Annotated in this window: 27 protein-coding genes; 18 read left to right on the forward strand and 9 right to left on the reverse strand. The window is 66.3% G+C overall.

The window, feature by feature from the left end; genetic code table 11:
- Nucleotides 1–34 precede the first annotated feature (34 nt).
- Nucleotides 35–4,045 carry a DNA-directed RNA polymerase subunit beta' gene (locus B840_RS01765; RefSeq protein WP_042620696.1) on the forward strand — a complete coding sequence of 1,337 codons (4,011 nt, stop codon included), beginning with the start codon at nt 35–37 and terminating at the stop codon, nt 4,043–4,045.
- 65 nt (nt 4,046–4,110) lie between these two features.
- Here B840_RS01765 and B840_RS01770 read toward each other — a convergent pair whose 3' ends face one another.
- The 3 genes from B840_RS01770 to B840_RS01780 are packed head-to-tail and all read right to left on the reverse strand — an operon-like array spanning nt 4,111 to nt 7,245.
- Entirely contained in the window at nt 4,111–4,782 is a 672-nt protein-coding gene (locus B840_RS01770; RefSeq protein WP_042620697.1) for a DUF1707 SHOCT-like domain-containing protein, read from the reverse strand.
- Between the two features lie 41 nt (nt 4,783–4,823).
- A complete protein-coding gene (locus B840_RS01775) occupies nt 4,824–5,489 on the reverse strand; it encodes an anaerobic ribonucleoside-triphosphate reductase activating protein (protein ID WP_042620698.1) in 666 nt (221 codons plus the stop codon).
- Entirely contained in the window at nt 5,455–7,245 is a 1,791-nt protein-coding gene (locus B840_RS01780; protein ID WP_229676565.1) for a ribonucleoside triphosphate reductase, read from the reverse strand. Before B840_RS01780 ends, B840_RS01775 begins: the two co-directional genes overlap by 35 nt.
- Nucleotides 7,246–7,807: 562 nt before the next feature.
- Between B840_RS01780 and rpsL the strand changes: the two genes are divergently transcribed.
- The 6 genes from rpsL to B840_RS01810 all read left to right on the forward strand — a co-directional run bounded on the left by rpsL (nt 7,808) and on the right by B840_RS01810 (nt 13,869).
- Nucleotides 7,808–8,179, forward strand: a complete 372-nt coding sequence (gene rpsL / locus B840_RS01785) for a 30S ribosomal protein S12 (RefSeq protein ID WP_042620700.1) — start codon at nt 7,808–7,810, stop codon at nt 8,177–8,179.
- Between the two features lie 3 nt (nt 8,180–8,182).
- A complete protein-coding gene (rpsG, locus tag B840_RS01790) occupies nt 8,183–8,650 on the forward strand; it encodes a 30S ribosomal protein S7 (protein WP_042620701.1) in 468 nt (155 codons plus the stop codon).
- A 314-nt stretch (nt 8,651–8,964) separates the two neighbouring features.
- On the forward strand, nt 8,965–11,088 hold the full coding sequence (gene fusA / locus B840_RS01795) for an elongation factor G (RefSeq protein ID WP_042620702.1): 2,124 nt from the start codon (nt 8,965–8,967) through the stop codon (nt 11,086–11,088).
- 369 nt (nt 11,089–11,457) lie between these two features.
- Nucleotides 11,458–12,648, forward strand: a complete 1,191-nt coding sequence (tuf, locus tag B840_RS01800; RefSeq protein ID WP_042620703.1) for an elongation factor Tu — start codon at nt 11,458–11,460, stop codon at nt 12,646–12,648.
- An 88-nt stretch (nt 12,649–12,736) separates the two neighbouring features.
- Entirely contained in the window at nt 12,737–13,147 is a 411-nt protein-coding gene (gene panD / locus B840_RS01805; RefSeq protein WP_042620704.1) for an aspartate 1-decarboxylase, read from the forward strand.
- A gap of 5 nt (nt 13,148–13,152) precedes the next feature.
- Nucleotides 13,153–13,869, forward strand: a complete 717-nt coding sequence (locus B840_RS01810) for a hypothetical protein (protein WP_042620705.1) — start codon at nt 13,153–13,155, stop codon at nt 13,867–13,869.
- Here B840_RS01810 and B840_RS12805 read toward each other — a convergent pair whose 3' ends face one another.
- From B840_RS12805 to B840_RS01840, 6 genes are read right to left on the reverse strand one after another with little or no spacing between them, the layout of a single operon-like run.
- Nucleotides 13,870–14,427 carry a hypothetical protein gene (locus B840_RS12805; RefSeq protein ID WP_052491049.1) on the reverse strand — a complete coding sequence of 186 codons (558 nt, stop codon included), beginning with the start codon at nt 14,425–14,427 and terminating at the stop codon, nt 13,870–13,872.
- The gene (locus tag B840_RS01820) at nt 14,424–14,978 is read right to left on the reverse strand and encodes a DUF6286 domain-containing protein (protein ID WP_042620706.1); all 555 of its coding nucleotides are present in this window, start codon (nt 14,976–14,978) and stop codon (nt 14,424–14,426) included. Before B840_RS01820 ends, B840_RS12805 begins: the two co-directional genes overlap by 4 nt.
- Entirely contained in the window at nt 14,968–15,426 is a 459-nt protein-coding gene (locus B840_RS01825) for an Asp23/Gls24 family envelope stress response protein (RefSeq protein WP_052491050.1), read from the reverse strand. Before B840_RS01825 ends, B840_RS01820 begins: the two co-directional genes overlap by 11 nt.
- Complete coding sequence (locus tag B840_RS01830; protein ID WP_042620707.1) at nt 15,427–15,612, reverse strand: hypothetical protein; 186 nt, start codon at nt 15,610–15,612, stop codon at nt 15,427–15,429.
- A complete protein-coding gene (locus B840_RS01835; RefSeq protein ID WP_042620708.1) occupies nt 15,609–15,893 on the reverse strand; it encodes a hypothetical protein in 285 nt (94 codons plus the stop codon). The genes B840_RS01830 and B840_RS01835 overlap by 4 nt, the downstream gene beginning before the upstream one ends.
- A 10-nt stretch (nt 15,894–15,903) precedes the next feature.
- Nucleotides 15,904–16,356: an Asp23/Gls24 family envelope stress response protein gene (locus B840_RS01840; protein ID WP_042620709.1), complete on the reverse strand. Its 453-nt coding sequence runs from the start codon at nt 16,354–16,356 to the stop codon at nt 15,904–15,906.
- 536 nt (nt 16,357–16,892) lie between these two features.
- Here B840_RS01840 and rpsJ point away from each other — a divergent pair.
- Genes rpsJ through rpsQ form a run of 11 tightly spaced genes read left to right on the forward strand, consistent with a single transcriptional unit; the run spans nt 16,893 to nt 22,042 of the window.
- Nucleotides 16,893–17,198 carry a 30S ribosomal protein S10 gene (rpsJ, locus tag B840_RS01845; RefSeq protein WP_003848085.1) on the forward strand — a complete coding sequence of 102 codons (306 nt, stop codon included), beginning with the start codon at nt 16,893–16,895 and terminating at the stop codon, nt 17,196–17,198.
- Between the two features lie 32 nt (nt 17,199–17,230).
- On the forward strand, nt 17,231–17,887 hold the full coding sequence (rplC, locus tag B840_RS01850) for a 50S ribosomal protein L3 (protein ID WP_042620710.1): 657 nt from the start codon (nt 17,231–17,233) through the stop codon (nt 17,885–17,887).
- Entirely contained in the window at nt 17,884–18,537 is a 654-nt protein-coding gene (rplD, locus tag B840_RS01855; protein ID WP_042620711.1) for a 50S ribosomal protein L4, read from the forward strand. Before rplC ends, rplD begins: the two co-directional genes overlap by 4 nt.
- Complete coding sequence (rplW, locus tag B840_RS01860) at nt 18,537–18,842, forward strand: 50S ribosomal protein L23 (RefSeq protein WP_042620712.1); 306 nt, start codon at nt 18,537–18,539, stop codon at nt 18,840–18,842. The genes rplD and rplW overlap by 1 nt, the downstream gene beginning before the upstream one ends.
- 23 nt (nt 18,843–18,865) lie before the next feature.
- On the forward strand, nt 18,866–19,702 hold the full coding sequence (gene rplB / locus B840_RS01865; RefSeq protein ID WP_042620713.1) for a 50S ribosomal protein L2: 837 nt from the start codon (nt 18,866–18,868) through the stop codon (nt 19,700–19,702).
- A gap of 16 nt (nt 19,703–19,718) precedes the next feature.
- The gene (gene rpsS, locus B840_RS01870; protein WP_042620714.1) at nt 19,719–19,997 is read left to right on the forward strand and encodes a 30S ribosomal protein S19; all 279 of its coding nucleotides are present in this window, start codon (nt 19,719–19,721) and stop codon (nt 19,995–19,997) included.
- A 2-nt stretch (nt 19,998–19,999) separates the two neighbouring features.
- The gene (rplV, locus tag B840_RS01875; RefSeq protein WP_042620715.1) at nt 20,000–20,362 is read left to right on the forward strand and encodes a 50S ribosomal protein L22; all 363 of its coding nucleotides are present in this window, start codon (nt 20,000–20,002) and stop codon (nt 20,360–20,362) included.
- Nucleotides 20,363–21,112, forward strand: coding sequence for a 30S ribosomal protein S3 (gene rpsC / locus B840_RS01880; protein WP_042620716.1), 750 nt, complete (start codon nt 20,363–20,365; stop codon nt 21,110–21,112).
- Nucleotides 21,113–21,114: 2 nt separating this feature from the next.
- The gene (gene rplP, locus B840_RS01885) at nt 21,115–21,531 is read left to right on the forward strand and encodes a 50S ribosomal protein L16 (RefSeq protein WP_042620717.1); all 417 of its coding nucleotides are present in this window, start codon (nt 21,115–21,117) and stop codon (nt 21,529–21,531) included.
- Nucleotides 21,531–21,761: a 50S ribosomal protein L29 gene (gene rpmC / locus B840_RS01890; protein WP_042620718.1), complete on the forward strand. Its 231-nt coding sequence runs from the start codon at nt 21,531–21,533 to the stop codon at nt 21,759–21,761. Before rplP ends, rpmC begins: the two co-directional genes overlap by 1 nt.
- Nucleotides 21,762–21,763: 2 nt before the next feature.
- A complete protein-coding gene (gene rpsQ / locus B840_RS01895; RefSeq protein ID WP_042620719.1) occupies nt 21,764–22,042 on the forward strand; it encodes a 30S ribosomal protein S17 in 279 nt (92 codons plus the stop codon).
- Nucleotides 22,043–22,233: the final 191 nt, after the last annotated feature.

The raw sequence follows: 22,233 nt of genomic DNA on the forward strand, positions 1-22,233 counted from the left end.
AATCCCTCCCCGCCGGGAGGGGAAAGGGAGTTACGTGTTCGACGTAAACCTCTTCGAAGAGCTCCGCATCGGCCTGGCTACCGCCGACGACATCCGCCGTTGGTCCAAGGGCGAGGTCAAAAAGCCGGAGACCATCAACTACCGCACCCTCAAGCCGGAGAAGGACGGTCTCTTCTGCGAGCGCATCTTCGGCCCGACCCGTGACTGGGAGTGCGCCTGCGGCAAGTACAAGCGAGTGCGTTACAAGGGCATCATCTGCGAGCGCTGCGGCGTCGAGGTGACCAAGTCCAAGGTGCGCCGCGAGCGCATGGGACACATCGAGCTGGCCGCGCCGGTCACCCACATCTGGTACTTCAAGGGTGTCCCCAGCCGTCTCGGCTACCTGCTCGACCTCGCGCCGAAGGATCTCGAGCGGATCATCTACTTCGCCGCGAACATCATCACGTCCGTCGACGAGGAGGCGCGTCACAACGACCTGTCCACCCTCGAGGCAGACATGCTCCTGGAGAAGAAGGACGTCGAGGCCGAGGCCGAGTCCGACATCGCCGAGCGCGCAGCCAAGCTGGAGGAGGACCTCGCCGAGCTCGAGGCCGCCGGCGCCAAGGCCGACGCACGCCGCAAGGTGCAGACCGCCGCAGACAAGGAGATGCAGCACATCCGCGAGCGCGCGGAGCGTGAGATCGACCGTCTCGACGAGATCTGGCAGACCTTCGTCAAGCTCGACACCAAGCAGATGATCATCGACGAGACCGTCTATGAAGAGCTCATCGACCGCTACGAGGACTACTTCACCGGCGGCATGGGCGCTGAGGCCATCCAGACCCTCATCCGCAACTTCGACCTCGAGGCAGAGTCCGAAGAGCTGCACACCATCATCAACGAGGGCAAGGGCCAGAAGAAGATGCGCGCCCTCAAGCGCCTCAAGGTCGTCGCCGCGTTCCTGCGTTCCGGCAACGACCCGGCCGGCATGGTCCTCGACTGCATCCCGGTGATCCCGCCGGAGCTGCGCCCGATGGTCCAGCTCGACGGCGGCCGTTTCGCCACCTCGGACCTGAACGACCTGTACCGCCGCGTGATCAACCGCAACAACCGCCTCAAGCGCATGATCGACCTCGGCGCGCCCGAGATCATCGTGAACAACGAGAAGCGGATGCTGCAGGAGTCCGTCGACGCACTGTTCGACAACGGCCGTCGAGGCCGTCCGGTCACCGGGCCGGGCAACCGCCCGCTGAAGTCCCTGTCCGACCTGCTCAAGGGCAAGCAGGGCCGCTTCCGCCAGAACCTGCTGGGCAAGCGCGTCGACTACTCCGGCCGTTCCGTCATCATCGTCGGCCCGCAGCTCAAGCTCCACGAGTGCGGTCTGCCGAAGCTGATGGCACTGGAGCTGTTCAAGCCTTTCGTGATGAAGCGTCTGGTGGAGAACGACTACGCGCAGAACATCAAGTCCGCCAAGCGGATGGTCGAGCGCCAGCGCCCCGAGGTCTGGGACGTGCTGGAGGAGGCCATCTCCGAGCACCCGGTGATGCTCAACCGTGCGCCGACCCTGCACCGTCTGGGCATCCAGGCGTTCGAGCCGAAGCTCGTCGAGGGCAAGGCCATCCAGCTGCACCCGCTGGCGTGCGAGGCCTTCAACGCCGACTTCGACGGCGACCAGATGGCAGTCCACCTGCCGCTGTCCGCCGAGGCGCAGGCCGAGGCCCGCATCCTCATGCTCGCCTCGAACAACATCCTGTCCCCGGCGTCGGGCAAGCCGCTGGCTATGCCGCGTCTGGACATGGTCACCGGCCTGTACTTCCTCACGATGAACAAGCGCGAGGATGAGATCGGCGGCCAGGGCGCCTACCGTCCGGCCGGCGAGAACGGTCCGGCGACGGGCGACTACTCGTCCTTCGCCGAGGCCATCATGGCCCGGGACCGTGGTGTCCTGGGTCTGCAGGCGCCGATCCGCGTGCGGATCTCGCACCTGCGCCCCCCGGCCGACATCGAGGCGGAGCAGTTCCCCGACGGGTGGGAGCAGGGCCAGATCTGGACCGCGCACACCACCCTGGGCCGCGTCATGTTCAACGAGCTGCTGCCGTGGAACTACCCGTACCTCGAGGGCGTCATGGTCCGTAAGGGCGGCGGCACGGGCTTCATCATGCTCGGCGACGTCATCAACGACCTCGCCGCGAAGTACCCGATGATCACCGTCGCTCAGACGATGGACAAGATGAAGGACGCCGGCTTCTACTGGTCGACCCGTTCCGGCGTCACCATCGCCATGTCCGACGTTCTGGTCCTCCCGAACAAGGAGGAGATCCTCGAGACCTACGAGGCCGAGGCCCGCGAGATCGAGCACAAGTTCTGGGTCAAGGGCGCGCTGCGCGAGCGCGACCGTTACGACCGTCTCGTCGAGCTCTGGCAGGACGCCACCAACAAGGTGGGTAAGGCCGTCGAGGACCTGTACCCGGACGACAACCCGATTCCGATGATCGTGAAGTCGGGCGCCGCCGGCAACATGCGCCAGATCTGGACCCTGGCAGGCATGAAGGGCATGGTTGTGAACTCGAAGGGTGACTACATCACCCGTCCGATCAAGACCTCCTTCCGGGAGGGCCTGTCGGTTCTCGAGTACTTCAACAACTCGCACGGTTCCCGTAAGGGCCTGGCCGACACCGCCCTGCGCACCGCCGACTCCGGCTACCTGACCCGTCGACTCGTCGACGTGGCCCAGGACGTCATCGTCCGCGAGGACGACTGCGGCACCCGCCAGGGTGTCCGCGTGCCGGTGGCAGTGGAGGCCAAGGACGCAGACGGCAACGTCAGCGGATACTCCCGCCACTCGCTGGTGGAGACCTCCGTGTCCGGCCGTGTGCTGGCCACCGAGGTCAACGGTGCCGACGGCGAGGTCCTCTTCGAGGCCGGCGCCGACCTCACCGAGACCACCATCGACGAGCTCGTCGCACGCGGCGTCACCGAGGTCAAGGTCCGCTCCGTGCTGACCTGCCAGACCCCGACCGGCGTCTGCGCCAAGTGCTACGGCAAGTCCATGGCCTCCGGCCAGCTGGTCGACATCGGTGAGGCGGTCGGCATCGTCGCCGCCCAGTCCATCGGTGAGCCGGGCACCCAGCTGACCATGCGTACCTTCCACCAGGGTGGCGTCGGCGGCGACATCACCGGCGGTCTGCCGCGTGTCCAGGAGCTGTTCGAGGCACGTGTGCCGAAGAACGCCTCCCCGATCGCGGAGTTCTCGGGCACCGTCGCGCTGGAGGACGACGGCAACTTCTACAAGTTGACGCTGACCTCCGACGACGGCAACGAGGAGGAGATCTACGAGAAGCTGTCCAAGCGGCAGGGTCTCGCCCAGGTCAAGGTCCCGATGGACGACAACCCGTCGGTCTTCATCGAGCGCACCCTGCGCGACGGCGACCACGTGGAGCTCGGCGAGCGCCTGCTCCGCGGCCCCGCCGACCCGCACGACGTGCTCCGTGTGCTGCGCCGACGCGGCGTCGAGAAGCACCTCATCGACGAGGTGCAGGCCGTCTACCGCACCCAGGGTGTGGCGATCCACGACAAGCACATCGAGATCATCATCCGCCAGATGCTGCGCCGCGGCACCGTCATCAACGCCGGTTCCACGGACTTCCTGCCGGGCACCCTGGTCGACCTCACCGAGGCACGCCGCATCAACGCGGCGATCCGCGCCGAGGGCGGCCAGCCGGCGGAGCTGCGCGACCAGATCATGGGCATCACCAAGGCCTCCCTGGCCACGGAGTCCTGGCTCTCGGCCGCCTCCTTCCAGGAGACGACCCGGGTGCTCACGGACGCGGCGATCAACAAGCGCTCCGACCAGCTCATCGGTCTCAAGGAGAACGTGATCATCGGTAAGCTGATCCCGGCCGGCACCGGTATCTCCCGGTACCGCAACATCGAGGTCAAGCCGACCGAGGCGGCCCGTAACGCGGCCTACTCGATCCCGACCTACGGCGACTCCATCTACGGCGACGACGGCTACGCCGAGTTCACCGGCGCATCCGTGCCGCTGGACGAGGAGTTCCAGCTCTAGTCGGCACGTATGACAGATGACCCCGTTCCCGCAGCCAGCGGGAACGGGGTCATTCTCTTGCGCGCCTAAGGCCGGGGCCGGCGGGGGACGCGCTTGACCTCCACCCCGCCCATGAGACCGAGCCCCCGGACACGGATGACGGGGGCGTCGGCGGGGAGGTCCTCCATCCGCAGAGTCACCTCGGGGTCGGTGCTGATGCCGAAGCCGCCCATGACGCCCGCACCCTCGCTGAAGACGCGGACGTCCTCCGGGACGAGGATATCCACCCCGCCCATGAGGCCGACGGCGTAGATGACGGTCTCCTGTGCGGACAGCCGCGCCTCGGTGAGGTCGATGTCGTTGCCGCCCATGATGGCGATCGAGGTGTGGACGGGTGCGATCAGCCAATCGCCCCGCCTCTCGCTGCCGCCCATGATGGCCAGGCTCAGAGCACTGCCGCCCTGCTCACCCGTCACCAGGCTGCGGCTCGGCGCCGGGTACGCGCGGCTCGCGGGAGCGGGGGAGTCGTCGGGGCGCACGGCCGGCAGCGGGCCCTCGAAGACGGCCGCGGGGTCGGGCAGCAGATCCGCCAGCGGCGCGGAGAGCTCGTCCCGGTAGCGGGCGGCGAGGACCTGTCCGGTGCGTTCGTCGAACTCCTCGAAGTCGATTCGGCCCTCGGAAAATGCCTGGCTGAGGGCCAGGTTGACCCGGTTGCGGTCATCGTCGCTGGCGCGGAGGCGGGGAGAGGGTTCAGTCATGCCCCCGATGCTACGACTGATCCGCCCTCCCCGCTGCGCATTCAGGCGGCGGCACCCTGCCCGTGGTAGCGCCCGTCCGCGTCGCAGTCTCGGGCCCACTGGACCACCAGTTCCTGCCCGTATGCCGCGACCTCCTCCTGCAGCCGGGGAAGATGCTCCTCCAGTACCGACCCCCGCCACACGGTGGTGCGCACCTGCAGGTCGACGCCCGAAGAGGCCAGCAGCTCCAGGGAGCGCCAGGATGCCTGCGCCACGGGCGGGGTGCAGCCGGTGGCGGCGGGCATGTCCCGCGGCAGGCCCTTCACATCCAGGCCGATCCAGTCCGGGGTGGTGGCGGGGTCGGCCAGCAACCTCGTCAGCCGGTTCGGGGCGTACCCGCAGGTGTGCAGGCCGACCCGGAAACCCATCCGGTGGGTCGCGGCGATGGCCTCCGCCAACCCGGGGGAGGCGGTGGGTTCCCCGCCGGAGATGACGAGGCCGTCGAGGAGGCCGCGGCGGGCGTCGAGAAGCTCCAGCACCTCTGCGAAAGTGTGCGCGCCGGACGTGAACTCCTGCAGGGAGGGGTTGTGGCAGTAGACGCATTTCAGCGGGCACCCCTGGGTGAAAGCGGTGGCGGTCAGCGTCCCCGGCCAGTCGGTCGCCGAGAAGGGGATGATCCCGGCAACCGGCAGATCAGGCGTGGGCTTCGCTGTAGTAGAGGCGCTCATGGAACTCCCCCTTCTTTCCCGTGTTGAAGCTGGAGACCGGGCGGAAGTAGCCCATCACGCGGGTCCACATCTCGGTGGGGCCGCCGCACTGCGGGCACGCCGGGTGCTCCCCGGAGAGGTAACCGTGGTCGGTGCAGATGGAGAACGTCGGGGTGACGGTGATGTACGGCAGCCGGAAGGTGCTCAGCGCGCGGCGGACCAGCGTCGCGCAGGCCTCGCCCGAGCTCATCGCCGCACCCATGTAGAGGTGCAGGACGGTGCCGCCGGTGTACCGGGCCTGCAGGTCCTCCTGGGCGGCGAGGGCGGCGAAGGGGTCCGGGGTGTGGGCGACGGGGAGCTGGGAGGAGTTCGTGTAATAGGGCTCCTCCGCGGTGCCCGCGTGGATGATGCCGGGGAACCGGCGGATGTCCTCCTTTGCCAGACGGTAGGTCGCTCCCTCCGCTGGGGTGGCCTCCAGGTTGAACAGGTGCCCGGTGGCTTCCTGCGCCTCGACCAGCAGGGTGTTGATGTGGTCCAGCAGCCGCAGCACCAGCTCGTGGCCCTGCGGGTCGCTCAGGTCGTAGGCGTCGGCGGTGAAGTTGCGCACCAACTCGTTGCAGCCGTTGACGCCGATGGTGGAGAAGTGGTTGTCCAGGCTGGGCAGCCATCGCTTCGTGTAGGGGTACAGGCCGCGGTCCATCTGCTCCGCGACGAAGTCGCGGCGCCGCTCGAGCGTGTCGACGCCCAGGTGGACCAGCTCCGTGACCCGCGCCAGGAGCGCCTCCTCGTCGCCGGCGTGCTGGTGGCCCAGACGGGAGCAGTTGAGTGTGACCACCCCGATGGAGCCGGTGAGCTCGGCGGAGCCGAACAGGCCGTTGCCGCGCTTGAGCAGCTCGCGCATGTCCAGCTGCAGGCGGCAGCACATCGAACGGATCATGCCCGGGTCGAGGTCGGAGTTGATGAAGTTCTGGAAGTAGGGCAGGCCGTACCGGGCGGTCATGTCGAACAGCGCGCGGGTGTTCTCTGACTCCCAGTCGAAGTCCCTGGTGATGTTGTAGGTGGGGATGGGGAAGGTGAAGGGGCGGCCGTCCGCGTCGCCCCGGCTCATCACCTCGATGAAGGCCCGGTTGACCAGGTCCATCTCGGCCTGGAGGTCGCCGTAGGTGAAGTCCACCGGTTCGCCGCCGATGAAGGGGACGTTGTCCTTCAGGTCCTCGGGGCAGGTCCAGTCGAAGGTCAGGTTGGTGAAGGGCGTCTGCGTGCCCCATCGGCTGGGCACGTTGAGGTTGAAGATGAACTCCTGCATGTACTGGAGCACCTGCGCGTAGGTGAGGTTGTCCAGCCGGATGAACGGTGCCATGTAGGTGTCGAAGGAGGAGAACGCCTGGGCGCCGGCCCATTCGTTCTGGAGGGTGCCCAGGAAGTTGACGATCTGCCCACAGGCCGAGGAGAAGTGCTTCGGCGGGGCGGAGGAGATGGTGCCCGGGACGCCGCCGAAGCCCTCCTCGAGGAGCTGGCGCAGGGACCATCCGGCGCAGTAGCCGGAGAGCATGTCAAGGTCGTGGATGTGGATGTCGCCGTCGCGGTGGGCTGCGCCGGCTTCCGGGGCGAATACGTGGTCGAGCCAGTAGTTGGCGACCACCTTGCCTGAGGTGTTGAGGATCATTCCCCCGAGGGAGTAGTCCTGGTTGGCGTTGGCGTTGACGCGCCAGTCGGAGCGGTTGAGGTACTCGTCGATGGTGCTGGCCGGGTCGACTGCACGGGGGACGTCGGACACAGGGAGGTTCTCGTGGATGGTCACGGCATCCACCATAAGTTGTAATTACAGATTTGAAGGTAATCACGATCGTCCCGATAGGCACTACGGGTAGGTACTGTTTTGAGTTACTGCCACAATATATAGTGTCGTCAGCCGGATATCGCCCGAAAGGCATGTCCACATCTGGGGCTTCCGGGCGGGCCGGGACGCCACCCCCTTCCGGGGTGGCAGGCGTTGTGGCGCACCGGTGATGTGTCAGTGATGCCCCACCGGGGGAGGGTGGGTGGTGGGTGGGCGGTGGGCGGGAGTGGCGGGGAAGGGGGCGGCGGGGTGCTCCGGTGGGCAAGTGGCGCGGGAAAGGGATTTGGGCGGGAGGGCCGGGTGCTGTAGTGTCAACTTCCAGTCCCACGTCTCCATGGTGGGAGCCTGCAGTTTTCCCCGTAAGCCAGCGAGAGCGGCCGACGGGTTTTCGCACGTTTAAAACTCGTGCGGCTAAGCGGCAGGCGAGAATGAAACTCTCAGCCAGTTTTCTCGGTCGGCTCATCCGGCCGGATAAGCCGATCAACACAGAAAGACGGATATGCCCACTATTCAGCAGCTGATCCGCAAGGGTCGCCACGACAAGACCGCCAAGGTCAACGCCGCGGCCCTCAAGGGTTCCCCGCAGCGCCGTGGCGTGTGCACCCGCGTGTACACCACCACCCCGAAGAAGCCGAACTCCGCTCTGCGTAAGGTCGCCCGCGTGCGCCTCACCACCGGCATCGAGGTTTCCGCCTACATCCCGGGCGAAGGCCACAACCTGCAGGAGCACTCCATGGTGCTCGTCCGCGGCGGTCGTGTGAAGGACCTCCCGGGTGTTCGTTACAAGATCGTCCGCGGCACCCTCGACACCCAGGGTGTCAAGGACCGCAAGCAGGCCCGTTCCCGCTACGGCGCCAAGAAGGGACAGTAATCAATGCGTAAGAACCGTGCACCCCAGCGTCCCGTAGTCAAGGACCCGGTCTACAGCTCCGAGCTCGTGACCCAGCTGGTCAACAAGGTCCTCCTGGACGGCAAGAAGTCCACCGCTGAGCGCATCGTCTACGGCGCCCTCGAGGCCTGCCGCGAGAAGACCGGTATCGATCCGGTCGGAACCCTCGAGAAGGCTCTGGGCAACATCCGCCCGGACCTCGAGGTCCGCTCCCGCCGTGTCGGCGGCGCCACCTACCAGGTTCCGGTTGAGGTCCGCCCGGGCCGCTCCAACACCCTGGCACTGCGTTGGCTCGTCACCTTCACCCGTCAGCGCCGCGAGAACACCATGATCGACCGTCTGGCCAACGAGATCCTGGACGCGTCCAACGGTCTCGGCGCCTCCGTGAAGCGCCGCGAGGACGTCCACAAGATGGCCGAGGCCAACCGCGCCTTCGCCCACTACCGCTGGTAGCAGGACAACAACCGCACATGGCCCAGCCGACAGCCGCAGACATGACCGATCTCTGCCGCCCCGCCTTTCTGACGGGCCGGCCGGGGCGGTCATGAGGCGACTCGTCGTTGGGCCTTTGGCGTGTTCAGGGGCAACCCCCGGAGCTTCGCAACCTGCGTGATCATTGGGTGTCGTAGGGCCGGATGCCGGGAAGAATTTTTCCCGCTGATGCCAGTACGGCCAATCAATGGCAGAATTGAACGAGAACTATCCACCGACGGCGTCTGCGGCATATCAGCCCCGGGCGTCTGAGATCTACAAGTTGGGGTAAGACTGTGGCACAAGAAGTGCTTAAGGACCTGAACAAGGTCCGCAACATCGGCATCATGGCCCACATCGATGCCGGTAAGACCACCACGACCGAGCGCATCCTCTACTACACGGGCATCAACCGCAAGGTCGGCGAGACCCACGATGGTGCCTCCACCACCGACTGGATGGAGCAGGAGAAGGAGCGCGGCATCACGATCACGTCCGCCGCCGTCACCTGTTTCTGGAACCAGAACCAGATCAACATCATCGACACCCCGGGCCACGTCGACTTCACCGTCGAGGTCGAGCGCTCCCTCCGTGTCCTCGATGGCGCAGTCGCCGTCTTCGACGGCAAGGAAGGCGTGGAGCCGCAGTCCGAGCAGGTCTGGCGTCAGGCCGCCAAGTACGATGTCCCGCGTATCTGCTTCGTCAACAAGATGGACAAGCTCGGCGCCGACTTCTACTACACGGTCAGCACCATCGTCGACCGCCTCGGTGCGAAGCCGCTGGTCATGCAGCTCCCGATCGGCGCTGAGGATGACTTCGACGGCGTCGTCGACCTTCTCCAGATGAAGGCCCTCACTTGGCGCGGCAAGACCGAGATCGGCACCGAGGCCACCGTCGAGGAGATCCCGGCGGATCTGCAGGAGAAGGCCGCGGAGTACCGCGAGAAGCTTCTCGAGACGGTCGCCGAGTCCGACGACGAGCTCATGGAGAAGTTCTTCGGTGGCGAGGAACTCACCATCGACGAGATCAAGGGCGCGATCCGCAAGATGACCGTCAACTCCGAGATCTACCCGGTCTACTGCGGCACCGCATACAAGAACAAGGGCGTGCAGCCCCTGCTCGACGCCGTCATCGACTTCCTGCCGAACCCGCTCGACATCGGCGAGGTCGAGGGCCACGACGTCAACGACGCGGACAAGATCATCACCCGCAAGCCCTCCGCTGACGAGCCCTTCGCGGCTCTGGCGTTCAAGATCGCCGCTCACCCGTTCTTCGGAAAGCTCACCTACGTCCGCGTCTACTCGGGCCGCGCCGAGCCGGGCGACCAGGTGCTCAACTCCACCAAGAACAAGAAGGAGCGCATCGGCAAGATCTTCCAGATGCACTCCAACAAGGAGAACCCGGTCGAAGAGGCCCGCGCGGGCAACATCTTCGCCGTCATCGGTCTGAAGGACACCACCACCGGTGACACCCTCTGCTCCACCGATGGCCCGATCATCCTCGAGTCCATGGACTTCCCGGACCCGGTCATCAAGGTCTCCATCGAGCCGAAGACCAAGTCCGACCAGGAGAAGCTGGGCACCGCGATCCAGAAGCTCGCCGAAGAGGACCCGACCTTCACCGTCGAGCTCGACGAGGAGTCCGGCCAGACCGTCATCGGCGGCATGGGCGAGCTGCACCTCGACGTCCTCGTCGACCGCATGCGCCGCGAGTACAAGGTCGAGGCCAACGTCGGCGCCCCGCAGGTCGCGTACCGCGAGACGATCCGCAAGCCCGTCGAGAAGCTCGAGTACACCCACAAGAAGCAGACCGGTGGCTCCGGCCAGTTCGCTAAGGTCATCATCTCCATCGAGCCCTACTCCCCGGCCGAGGACGAGCTCGAAGAGGGCCAGAGCCCGCTGTACCACTTCGAGAACGCCGTCACCGGCGGCCGTATCCCGAGGGAGTACATCCCCTCCGTCGACGCTGGTATCCAGGACGCGCTGCAGTACGGCTACCTGGCAGGCTTCCCGCTGGTCAACGTGAAGGCCACCCTCCTCGACGGTGCCTACCACGACGTCGACTCCTCGGAAATGGCGTTCAAGATCGCCGGTTCCCAGGCGCTGAAGGAGGCCGTCGCCAAGGCCAAGCCGGTTCTGCTCGAGCCGCTCATGGCCGTGGAGATCACCACCCCGGAGGAGTACATGGGCGACGTCATCGGCGACGTCAACTCCCGCCGTGGCCAGGTCAACGCGATGGAGGACCGTGCCGGCGCCAAGCTGGTCAAGGCCAAGGTCCCGCTGTCCGAGATGTTCGGCTACGTCGGCGACCTGCGCTCCAAGACGCAGGGCCGCGCGAACTACTCCATGGTCTTCGACTCCTACGCTGAGGTCCCCTCCAGCGTTTCCGAGGAGATCATCTCCGAGCGCACCGGCAAGTAGCCGGAATGCTCCCCCGTCGGAGCCTGGACCCTGAGTGCTCCCCGACGCCCTGTGCCGGCGTCGGGAAGCAGGGTCCCGGATCCGACAACACGGGGAGGTAGCGGTCGGGCTGAGCAACCACCTTTCCCGAGGTGGCGGCTGAGCCGGCCGTTACCCCCTGTGAGATCCCGGATTCACAGCCGTGTCCGCACGGTCCGGAACCCCGGGCCGCGGTTTGAAAAAACAGCGGTAGAAATCTAGGATCGTGTAACTGGCACATTGTGAAGACGTCATTGACTCCGACCTGTCACAGGGGCGGGTGACGATGACGATTGTCAACCAACGTGGCTGCGAAGGTCGTAGCCACCATGAAGTCCAGGAGGACATACAGTGGCAAAGGCCAAGTTCGAGCGTAAGAAGCCGCACGTCAACATCGGTACCATCGGTCACGTCGACCATGGCAAGACCACCACCACGGCTGCCATCACCAAGGTGCTCGCTGACGCATACCCGGATGAGAACGAGGCTTTCGCCTTCGACGCCATCGACAAGGCGCCGGAGGAGAAGGAGCGTGGCATCACGATCAACATCTCCCACGTCGAGTACAACACCCCGAAGCGCCACTACGCACACGTTGACGCCCCGGGCCACGCCGACTACATCAAGAACATGATCACCGGCGCCGCTCAGATGGACGGCGCGATCCTCGTCGTCGCCGCCACCGACGGCCCGATGCCGCAGACCCGCGAGCACGTGCTCCTGGCCCGCCAGGTCGGTGTCCCCTACATCCTCGTCGCCCTGAACAAGTGCGACATGGTCGACGATGAAGAGATCATCGAGCTCGTCGAGATGGAGGTCCGCGAGCTGCTGGCTGAGCAGGACTACGACGAGGACGCCCCGATCACCCACATCTCCGCTCTGGGCGCCCTCAACGGCGAGCAGAAGTGGGTCGACTCCGTCCTGGAGCTCATGCAGGCCTGCGACGACTCCATCCCGGACCCGGTCCGCGACACCGACAAGCCGTTCCTGATGCCGGTCGAGGACATCTTCACCATCACCGGCCGCGGCACCGTCGTCACCGGCCGTGTCGAGCGTGGCTCCCTCAAGGTCAACGAGGATGTCGAGATCATCGGCATCAAGGACAAGGCCACCACCACCACCGTCACCGGTATCGAGATGTTCCGTAAGCTCCTCGACTACACCGAGGCCGGCGACAACTGTGGTCTGCTGCTCCGCGGCATCAAGCGCGAGGACGTTGAGCGCGGCCAGGTCATCATCAAGCCGGGCGCATACACCCCGCACACCGAGTTCGAGGGTTCCGTCTACATCCTCTCCAAGGATGAGGGCGGCCGCCACACCCCGTTCTTCGACAACTACCGCCCGCAGTTCTACTTCCGCACCACCGACGTCACCGGCGTCGTGAAGCTGCCGGAGGGCACCGAGATGGTCATGCCGGGCGACAACGTCGACATGTCCGTCACCCTGATCCAGCCTGTCGCCATGGACGAGGGCCTGCGCTTCGCTATCCGCGAGGGCTCCCGCACCGTCGGCGCCGGCCGCGTCACCAAGATCATCAAGTAACAACTTCTTGATCTGACCCAAAGGGTCCGGAGGAAATTTTCCTCCGGACCCTTTTGGTATTTCCCCTCCACGGGGTATCTTCTTTCTCATGCTCAGAACCATCCTCGGCAGCAAAATCCACCGCGCCACGGTCACCCAGGCAGACCTCAACTACGTGGGGTCCGTCACGGTCGACGCCGACCTGCTCGCGGCCGCCGGCCTCATCGAGGGCGAAAAGGTGGCCATCGTCGACGTCACCAACGGTGCCAGGCTGGAGACCTACGTCATCACCGGTCGCCCGGGCACCGGCGAGATCTGCATCAACGGTGCGGCGGCGCACCTGATCCACCCGGGCGACATCGTCATCCTCATCTCCTACCTGCAGGCCACCCTGGACGAGGCCCTCGAATACGAGCCGCGCATCGTCCACGTCGACGAGAACAACCGCATCGTCGCCCTGGGCAATGACATCGCCGAGGCCGTCCCGGGCTCCGACACCGTCTCCGCCCGGAACATCTAGCCGCCGTGCAGGACCCCCTGCGGATGCCGGGCGTCCTCGACGCCGTCCGCCGCGCGTGGGAGGGGCAGCCCGAGCTGTCCCTGCCCACCCTGTTCGGCATCCTGGCCAACCGGGGCGTCGGCTGGGGCGCGAGCGACGATGACCTCCTGCGTGTGCTGGCCACGGTCGAGCGCACCCATCCGGGGACGCTCCCGTTGTCCGGCTCCCGCGTCACCGCCCGTTACCTCCTGCTCACCCAAGGCCCCGAACACCGCGTGATGGTGGACCCGTGGCGGGTCGTCGTCCGCCGCCCCGGCGTGTCCGCGCAGCCCGGGGTGTGGGACTACGCCACGATCCGCCCCGCCTTCGTGGGTTCCCCGTTGGTGGTCACCTCTGCCGAGGGCATCGACCACCGGCTGGGGGTGCTCAGCCGCATCTCGCTTCTCGACGCCGCCCCGCACTCCGCCGTCGCCGATCTCAGCGGCGTGCGGCGCCGCGACCTGGGCGACGCCGTGTACCTGGTGGCCCTCGACGACGGGTCGACTGTGGTGCTCTCCCACGGCTTCGACCGTTTCACCGCGGGTCGGCGCAGCCTGGAGCAGGAGTCCCTGGCCTGGGACACTCTGACGTCCTGCCGCCCGGGGCAGCCGCTGGTGGTGGGGCCCGCCGGGGGCGGACGCCCGCGGGAGTATGCGCAGGTGCGCGAGATTCTGCTCCTGGAGGATGAGCCGCTCGCGGACTGATCAGCGGCCGACGGGGTAGAGGTGCAGCCGGTAGACCGTGTCCAGTTCGATGCCGGGTACGGCGGCACGGAATTCGCGTTCACTCTGCCCGAGGACGGCCACCAGCGCGGGGACATCCGCATCGGGACGGGCATGGACGGTCAGCGTCATGGTCGGCCGGCCCCGGGAATCAGCCACGACGGCGTGGGCCGAGCCGACCCGCGGGTGCTCCTCCAGGTCCCGGGCGACGGCGTCGGCGAGGGCGGCGAGGTCGATCCCGATGGTGCCGCGCTCATCGGAAGACGGCGAGAGCACCCGGTTGATGCGGTACCGGCGCACGTTGAGGGCGATGAGGAGTCCACCGAGGGCCGCGCTGAGCAGGAGAATGCCGGCGAGGACGAGGTCGAACCAGTCCTGCACCGGAGCCGAGCGCCAGGCGGAAAAGTCGATCCGGCCGGCGATCGCCTGGGCTAAGGGGACGTCGAGGAAGAGCCCGACTGTCCAGACACCGCCCGCCACGGCGGCCAGGCCCGTGAGAAGGGCGACGGCGCGGTCGATGAGCGAGATCCGGCGGTTCACCGCTGCACCCCCTCGTGGGAACGCAGCCGGACCCGGACGCTGAGGTCGAGGCCCAGGTCCGCCAACAGGCGGGTGAGGGCAGCGTCGACGGCGGGGGAGGGGTCGTCGACGGCGGGGCCGGCGGTGACGCTCACGGTGGCGCCGCGGCCGGTGACGTGGCCCGCGGCGTCCACGACCCCCGGCACGCGCAGCGCCGCAGCGGAGAGCAGGCGGGCGATGTCGACGGGCCGCACCCAGACGGAGGCCCCGGAGCTCCCGGAGACGGTCAGCTCCCGGTGGGTCCGGGTGCGGGGGCGGAACGCGACCCACACGAGGAAGCCGCCGAGGAGGACGGCGCCGGCGCCGGCGGGCAGCATCCACGGCTGGAAGGTGGCCCCGGCGACGACGAGCATGACCGGGTCCACCCAGCTCTCCCACCGGATGGAGCTGGAGTTGCGCAGCCACAGCTCCCGGGCGCAGACGGCCGCGACGGCCAGGAGGACCAACCCGGTGACCATCGCAGAGTAGCGGGCCCAGGGGTTCGCGCGCGGGGCGCGGCGGTCACCGGACATGGTGTCCCCTCACGGTGATCGGCCGCAGCGGCACCGGCGCGCGGGTGCGGGGCCGACTGACGGGGCCCGGGCGGACGGTGACGGGGCGGAGGACGGGGTGGCGCGGGTGGGCGTCGAGAAGCTCGGCGGTGACTGGCCGGCCGCGGACGACGGGGCCGACGACGACGTTGACGCGGGTGACGGTCAGCCCGGTGCAGTCCGCGACCCAGGCGGCGACGGTGGCGCGCACGGCTTCGGCGACGGCCGTCACAGGCGAGGGCCACACCACCGCGATGAACGCCTCGATGCTGCAGGTGCGGGCTGCGTTGTCGACGAGGACGTCGTAGCGCGGATAGCTGCGCCCCGCGGGCCGGTCGAGGCTGCGGCCCAGTTCGACGGTGCCGGGGACCGACGCCGCGGCCGCGGCCACGATGCGGGAGACCGCCCGGTCACTGATCTTCAGCCACATCTAGCGTCGACCCCCGAGGTCGCGGAAGAAGGCCCGCAGGTCGATGCGCCGGTCCAGGTGCGCGCCGACGAGCCCGCCGACCGTGGCGAAGATGAGGGCGTAGGCCAGCCCCGCCCAGCCGCCGAGGATGACGGCGAAGGCCAGCGCCAGCCCGAGGAGGATGCCGGTCAGCGTGTTGCGTTTCATGCGGCACCTCCGGCGGCGTCGGCGAAGTGCACGTCGACCGGCACGTCCAGCCACTGCGCGACGACGTCGCGCACCTTTGCCGCGACCTCCGCCAGGGGGCGCGGGCGGGCCAGATCGACGACGAGGTGGACCTCCAGCGCGGAGGGGGTCCGGCGCAGCCCGTTCACGCGGTGCCGGGGGTAGAGCAGGGCGACCTCGCCGTAGCGGCCCGCGTGCAGGCCCGCGACCCCCGGGACGGCGAGAATGCCCGCGGCCAGGAGGTCGGCGAGGGCCCTGTCCACCGGAGGGGCGCTACTGGACGCGCGTGTGCTGCTCGGGTTGCTGGGCATCGGGGTCCTCGTCGGGGCCGAAGTCGAGGTGGACGTCGTGGACGGTGACATTGACCTCGGTGACCTCCAGGCCGGTCATCCGCTCGATCGCGGTGATGATGTTACTGCGGATCGCCTCCGCCAGCTCGTGGATGGCCACCCCGTACTCGGCGACGATGGACACGTCGACGACCGCCTGGGTCTCGCCGACTTCGACGTGGACCCCGTGCTGCGCCGTGGTGGAGGGGCCGGCGAAGGAATCCCGGAGCGCGCCGACCATGCGGCCGGCCCCGCCCCCGAGGGAGTGGACCCCGGAGACCTCGCGGGCGGCGAGTCCGGCGATCTTGCCGACGACGACATCCTCGATCCGGGTGGTACCCCGGGGGCCGGGCGTCCCGGCGGTGCCGGCCGGCGCCGGCTGGTGCTGCTCCGACATGATGTGACTCCTACAAGAATGAGGGTTCGTGCGTGATGCCCATAGTAGTTCAGCAAACGGATTGTGTTCCGGGTATACGACGTGGTTTAATACGAAGGTTGCTTTAACACGACGTGTGCCCGGGCGCAGCCCGGAAACATCGTCGCTGGTGAGGCGAACATGACACCTTCGTCAGGCAGTCCTAGCGGACAGGCCGGGAAGGCTCCGCAATCGGGTCAAGGTCACCGTCAAGGTTGGACACACCCGAGCGTGGGGACCGGAGAAGGGGCATGGCAAATAAACAGCGGCAGTATGCAGGGGCCCACGCTTATCGCGAGATAACTGATCCCTTCCTATCTGACTCACGGGTCTTGTACCCCGTCAGGAGCACTACCGGGTGTTGTTTGTCCATGCCCCGGAAATCTCCCGGCCAGTCATGGCAGTCAGGAACTGGCGTTGCGCCCAGGCCCCAAGCCCGGACAACGTTATAGAGAAATCGAAAAGCGAATTCCCACCGCTCCATCAAGGATGTGGGACAAGCGAGGAAGAGGATAAGCGTGGCCGGACAGAAAATCCGCATTCGGCTTAAGGCCTACGACCACGAGGCGATCGACGCATCCGCTAAGAAGATCGTCGAGACTGTCACCCGTACGGGTGCCCGCGTCGTTGGACCTGTGCCTTTGCCCACCGAGAAGAACGTGTACGCCGTTATTCGTTCTCCCCACAAGTACAAGGATTCTCGCGAGCACTTCGAGATGCGCACCCACAAGCGCCTCATCGACATCCTCGACCCGACGCCGAAGACGGTTGACGCGCTCATGCGCATCGACCTTCCGGCCAGCGTCGACGTGAACATTCAGTGATCGACGAAATACTTGGCAGCGGAGAATAAATAATGAGTGAATACGAGATCAAGGGCATTCTGGGCACCAAGCTCGGCATGACCCAGGTCTTCGACGAGGAGAACCGGGTTGTCCCGGTCACCGTCGTCGAAGCTGGGCCGTGCGTGGTGACCCAGATTCGCACCAAGGAAACCGATGGCTACAACGCCATCCAGATCGCCTACGGCGACATCGACCCGCGCAAGGCCAACAAGCCTGCCGCAGGCCACTTCAAGAAGGCCGGCGTGACCCCGCGCCGCCATGTGGCTGAAATCCGCGTGGACGACGTCTCCGGTTACGAGATCGGCCAGGACATCACCGTCGACATCTTCGACGGCGTCCAGTTCGTCGACGTCACCGGCCAGTCCAAGGGCAAGGGTTTCGCCGGCGGCATGAAGCGTCACGGCTTCGCCGGCCAGGGTGCCTCCCACGGTAACCAGGCCGCGCACCGCCGCGTCGGTGGCATCGGTGCCGCCGCGACCCCGGGTCGCATCTTCAAGGGCAAGAAGATGGCCGGCCGCATGGGTAATGACCGCGTCACCACCCAGAACCTCAAGGTTCAGAAGGTTGACGCAGATGCCAACCTGCTGCTCATCAAGGGCGCAATCCCGGGCAACCGTGGTGGCATCGTGACCGTTAAGACCGCAGTGAAGGGCGGTGCTCACGCATGACCAATCTGAAGCTCGACGTCCAGACCGCTGACGGTTCGACCGACGGCCAGGTTGAGCTGCCGGCTGAGATCTTCGACCGCGAGGTGTCCATCGCTCTGATGCACCAGGTCGTCAACGCCCAGCTCGCAGGCGCCCGTCAGGGCACCCACTCCACCAAGACCCGTGCAGAGGTCGCCGGCGGCGGCCGCAAGCCGTACCGCCAGAAGGGAACCGGCCGCGCCCGTCAGGGCTCGATCCGCGCTCCGCACTTCTCCGGCGGCGGCATCGCACACGGCCCCAAGCCGCGCGACTACAGCCAGCGCACCCCCAAGAAGATGAAGGCCGCCGCACTCGCAGGCGCCCTGTCCGACCGCGCACGGAACGCACGTATCCACGTGATCACCGAGCTCGTCCCGGGCCAGGAGCCGTCGACCAAGTCGGCACGCACCTTCATCGAGCGCCTGACCGGCCGCAAGTCGGTTCTGCTCGTCGTCGGCCGCGAGGACCTCAACGCCCGCCGCAGCGCCAACAACCTGCCCGGCGTCCACATCCTGGATGCCGGCCAGCTGAACACCTACGACGTCCTCAACGCGGACGACGTCGTGTTCTCTGTTGAGGCTCTGCATGCCTTCATCAACCGCGCCACCGGTGCGGACCAGGAGGAGAACTAATGGCGAAAATCGCTAACCCGCGCGATATCATCATCGCCCCGGTTGTCTCGGAGAAGTCCTACGGTCTGATGGAGCAGAACGTGTACACGTTCCTCGTCGACCCGGCCTCCAACAAGACCCAGATCAAGATTGCCGTGGAGCAGATCTTCGGCGTGAAGGTGGATTCCGTGAACACCGCCAACCGTGAGGGCAAGCGCAAGCGCACCCGCACCGGTTACGGCCAGCGGAAGGGCACCAAGCGCGCCTACGTCTCGCTCCGTGAGGGCAGCGACTCCATCGACATCTTCGGCGGCTCCGCCTCCTAAGGGTCGAGAGAAAAGGACATATTATGGCTATTCGCAAGTACAAGCCGACAACTCCGGGTCGCCGTCAGAGCTCCGTCTCCATGTTCGACGAGATCACTCGTTCGACCCCGGAGAAGTCTCTGCTGCGCCCGATCCACAAGACCGGCGGCCGTAACACCCACGGCCACATCACCACCCGTCACAAGGGTGGCGGCCACAAGCGCCGTTACCGCGTCATCGACTTCCGTCGCAACGACAAGGACGGCGTGCTGGCCAAGGTCGCTCACATCGAGTACGACCCGAACCGCACCGCGAACATCGCACTGCTCCACTACTTCGACGGCGAGAAGCGTTACATCCTCGCCCCGAAGGGCATCAAGCAGGGCACCATCGTGGAGTCCGGCGCCACCGCCGACATCAAGGTGGGCAACAACCTGCCGCTGCGCAACATCCCGACCGGTACGACCATCCACAACGTCGAGCTGAAGCCGGGCGCCGGCGCCAAGCTCGCACGTTCCGCTGGTTCGTCGATCCAGCTACTGGGTAAGGAAGGCAACTACGCCATCCTGCGTATGCCCTCCACCGAGATCCGCCGCGTGGACATCCGCTGCCGCGCGACTGTCGGCGAGGTCGGCAACGCCGAGCAGATCAACATCCGTTGGGGCAAGGCCGGCCGTATGCGCTGGAAGGGTGTCCGCCCGACCGTCCGTGGTGTCGTCATGAACCCGGTCGACCACCCGCACGGTGGTGGCGAGGGCAAGACCTCGGGTGGTCGCCACCCGGTGTCGCCGTGGGGCCAGAAGGAAGGCCGCACCCGCAACCCGAACCGTTACTCCAACAACCAGATCGTGCGTCGCCGCCGGTCCAACAAGAAGCGCTAAGAGGAGGTAAAACGATATGCCACGCAGCCTGAAGAAGGGCCCGTTCGTCGATGAGCACCTCCTCAACAAGGTGGATGCTCAGAACGAGGCCAACACCAAGAAGGTCATCAAGACCTGGTCCCGCCGCTCCACCATTCTCCCCGATTTCATCGGCCACACCTTTGCCGTCCACGACGGTCGTAAGCATGTGCCGGTTTTCATCGAGGACTCCATGGTCGGCCACAAGCTCGGTGAGTTTGCACCGACCAAGACCTTCAAGGGTCACGTCAAGGACGACAAGAAGGGACGTCGATAGCGATGAGTGAGACCATCACCTCCGCACGCGCGACGGCCAAGTACGTCCGCACCTCCTCGCTGAAGGCGAGCCGTCTTCTGGACCTGGTCCGCGGCAAGTCTGTCTCCGAGGCACTCGCGATCCTGAAGTACGCTCCGCAGGATGCATCCAAGGCAATCGCCAAGGTCATCGCTTCCGCAGCCGCCAACGCCGAGAACAACTTCGGCCTGGACCCGCGCACCCTGGTCATCTCCGAGGCGTACGCCAACGAGGGTCCGACCATGAAGCGTTTCCAGCCGCGTGCTCAGGGACGTGCTTTCCAGATCCGTAAGCGTTCGACCCACATCACTGTCGTGGTCGAGAGCCAGAAGGAAGGGGCCAAGTAAGTGGGCCAGAAGATTCATCCTCACGGCCTCCGGCTGGGCATCACTTCCGACTGGAAGTCCCACTGGTTCGCCGAGCAGAACTACGCCGACTACGTCGCTGAAGACATCAAGATCCGCCACTTCCTGTCCAAGGGACTGGAGCGCGCCGGTATCGCCGATGTCGTCATCGAGCGCACCCGTGACCGCGTCCGCGTCGACATTCACACCGCCCGCCCGGGCATCGTGATTGGCCGCCGCGGTGCTGAGGCCGACCGTATCCGCCGCGAGCTCGAGAAGCTCACCGGCAAGATGGTCGCCCTCAACATCCTCGAGGTCAAGAACATCGACGCCAACGCCAACCTGGTCGCCCAGTCCATCGCTGAGCAGCTGGTCAACCGTGTCGCCTTCCGCCGCGCAATGCGCAAGGCCATCCAGTCGGCCATGCGTCAGCCGCAGGTCAAGGGCATCAAGGTTGTCACCGCAGGTCGTCTCGGCGGCGCCGAGATGGGCCGCGTCGAGCGTTACCATGAGGGCCGCGTGCCGCTGCACACCCTCCGCGCCGAGATCGACTACGGCACCGCAGAGGCCCACACCACCTTCGGACGCATCGGCGTCAAGGTGTGGATCTACAAGGGTGACGTCGTCGGTGGCCGTCGCGAGTCCGAGATCAACGCACCGGCCGACCGCCGGGGTCGCGGCGGTGACCGCGATCGTCGTCCGCGCCGCGGTGGCCAGCGTCGTCAGCGCGCAGAGCAGAAGCAGGAGGGCTAAGAATGCTTATCCCTAAGCGCGTCAAGTACCGGCGCCAGCACCGTCCGACCCGCTCGGGCATGTCCAAGGGCGGCAACAAGATCACGTTCGGTGACTACGGCATCCAGGCTCTCGAGCCGGCCTACGTCACCAACCGTCAGATCGAGTCCGCACGTATCGCCATCAACCGCCACGTCAAGCGCGGTGGCAAGGTGTGGATCAACATCTTCCCGGATCGTCCCCTGACCCAGAAGGCACTCGGTGTGCGTATGGGTTCCGGTAAGGGCGCCGTCGAGAAGTGGGTCGCCAACGTCAAGCCGGGCCGCATCCTCTTCGAGATGTCCTACCCGGATGAGGCAACCGCCCTCGAAGCTCTGCGCCGTGCCGGCCAGAAGCTGCCCTGCAAGGTCCGCATCATCAAGAAGGAGGACCAGTTCTAATGGCAACCGGTACCCCCGCCTTCGAGTTCCGCGAGCTCGACGCCGCCGAGCTCGAGAACCGTCTGACCGAGGCCAAGGAAGAGCTCTTCAACCTGCGCTTCCAGCTGGCCACCGGTCAGCTGACCAACAACCGCCGCCTTCGCACGGTCAAGCGCGACATCGCCCGCATCTACACCGTTATCCGCGAGCGTGAGCTGGGCCTGTCCGTCGTTCCGGGAGCTGAGGCTTAATTATGAGTGAGGCAAACGTGAACGAGAACCAGAAGGGTGTCCGCAAGACTCGCACCGGCATCGTGGTTTCTGACAAGATGCAGAAGACCATCGTCGTCGAGCTTGAGGACCGCAAGCAGCACGCCCTCTACAGCAAGATCCTGCGCACCAGCTCCAAGGTGAAGGCGCACGACGAGGACGAGATCGCCGGCGTCGGCGACCGCGTGCTCATCTCCGAGACCCGCCCGCTGTCCAAGGACAAGCACTTCCGTCTCGTGGAAATCGTCGAGAAGGCCAAGTAAGCACCAGCTGCTTATCGACGCCTGATCGTCGCCCCGGCCCCGCCCACAACCGTCACCGGTAGTGTGCGGGGCTTCGGCGATTCCGGACCGTGTTTGTATTCGTGGCGGCGGTGCACAATGCGGTGCCGGAATGAGAGGGAGGGGAACGGCCGAGGGACGGGGGTACGACTGACTGGTAGAACACAGGCAGG

The sequence above is a fragment of the Corynebacterium marinum DSM 44953 genome, assembly GCF_000835165.1.
GTDB classification, from domain to species: domain Bacteria; phylum Actinomycetota; class Actinomycetes; order Mycobacteriales; family Mycobacteriaceae; genus Corynebacterium; species Corynebacterium marinum.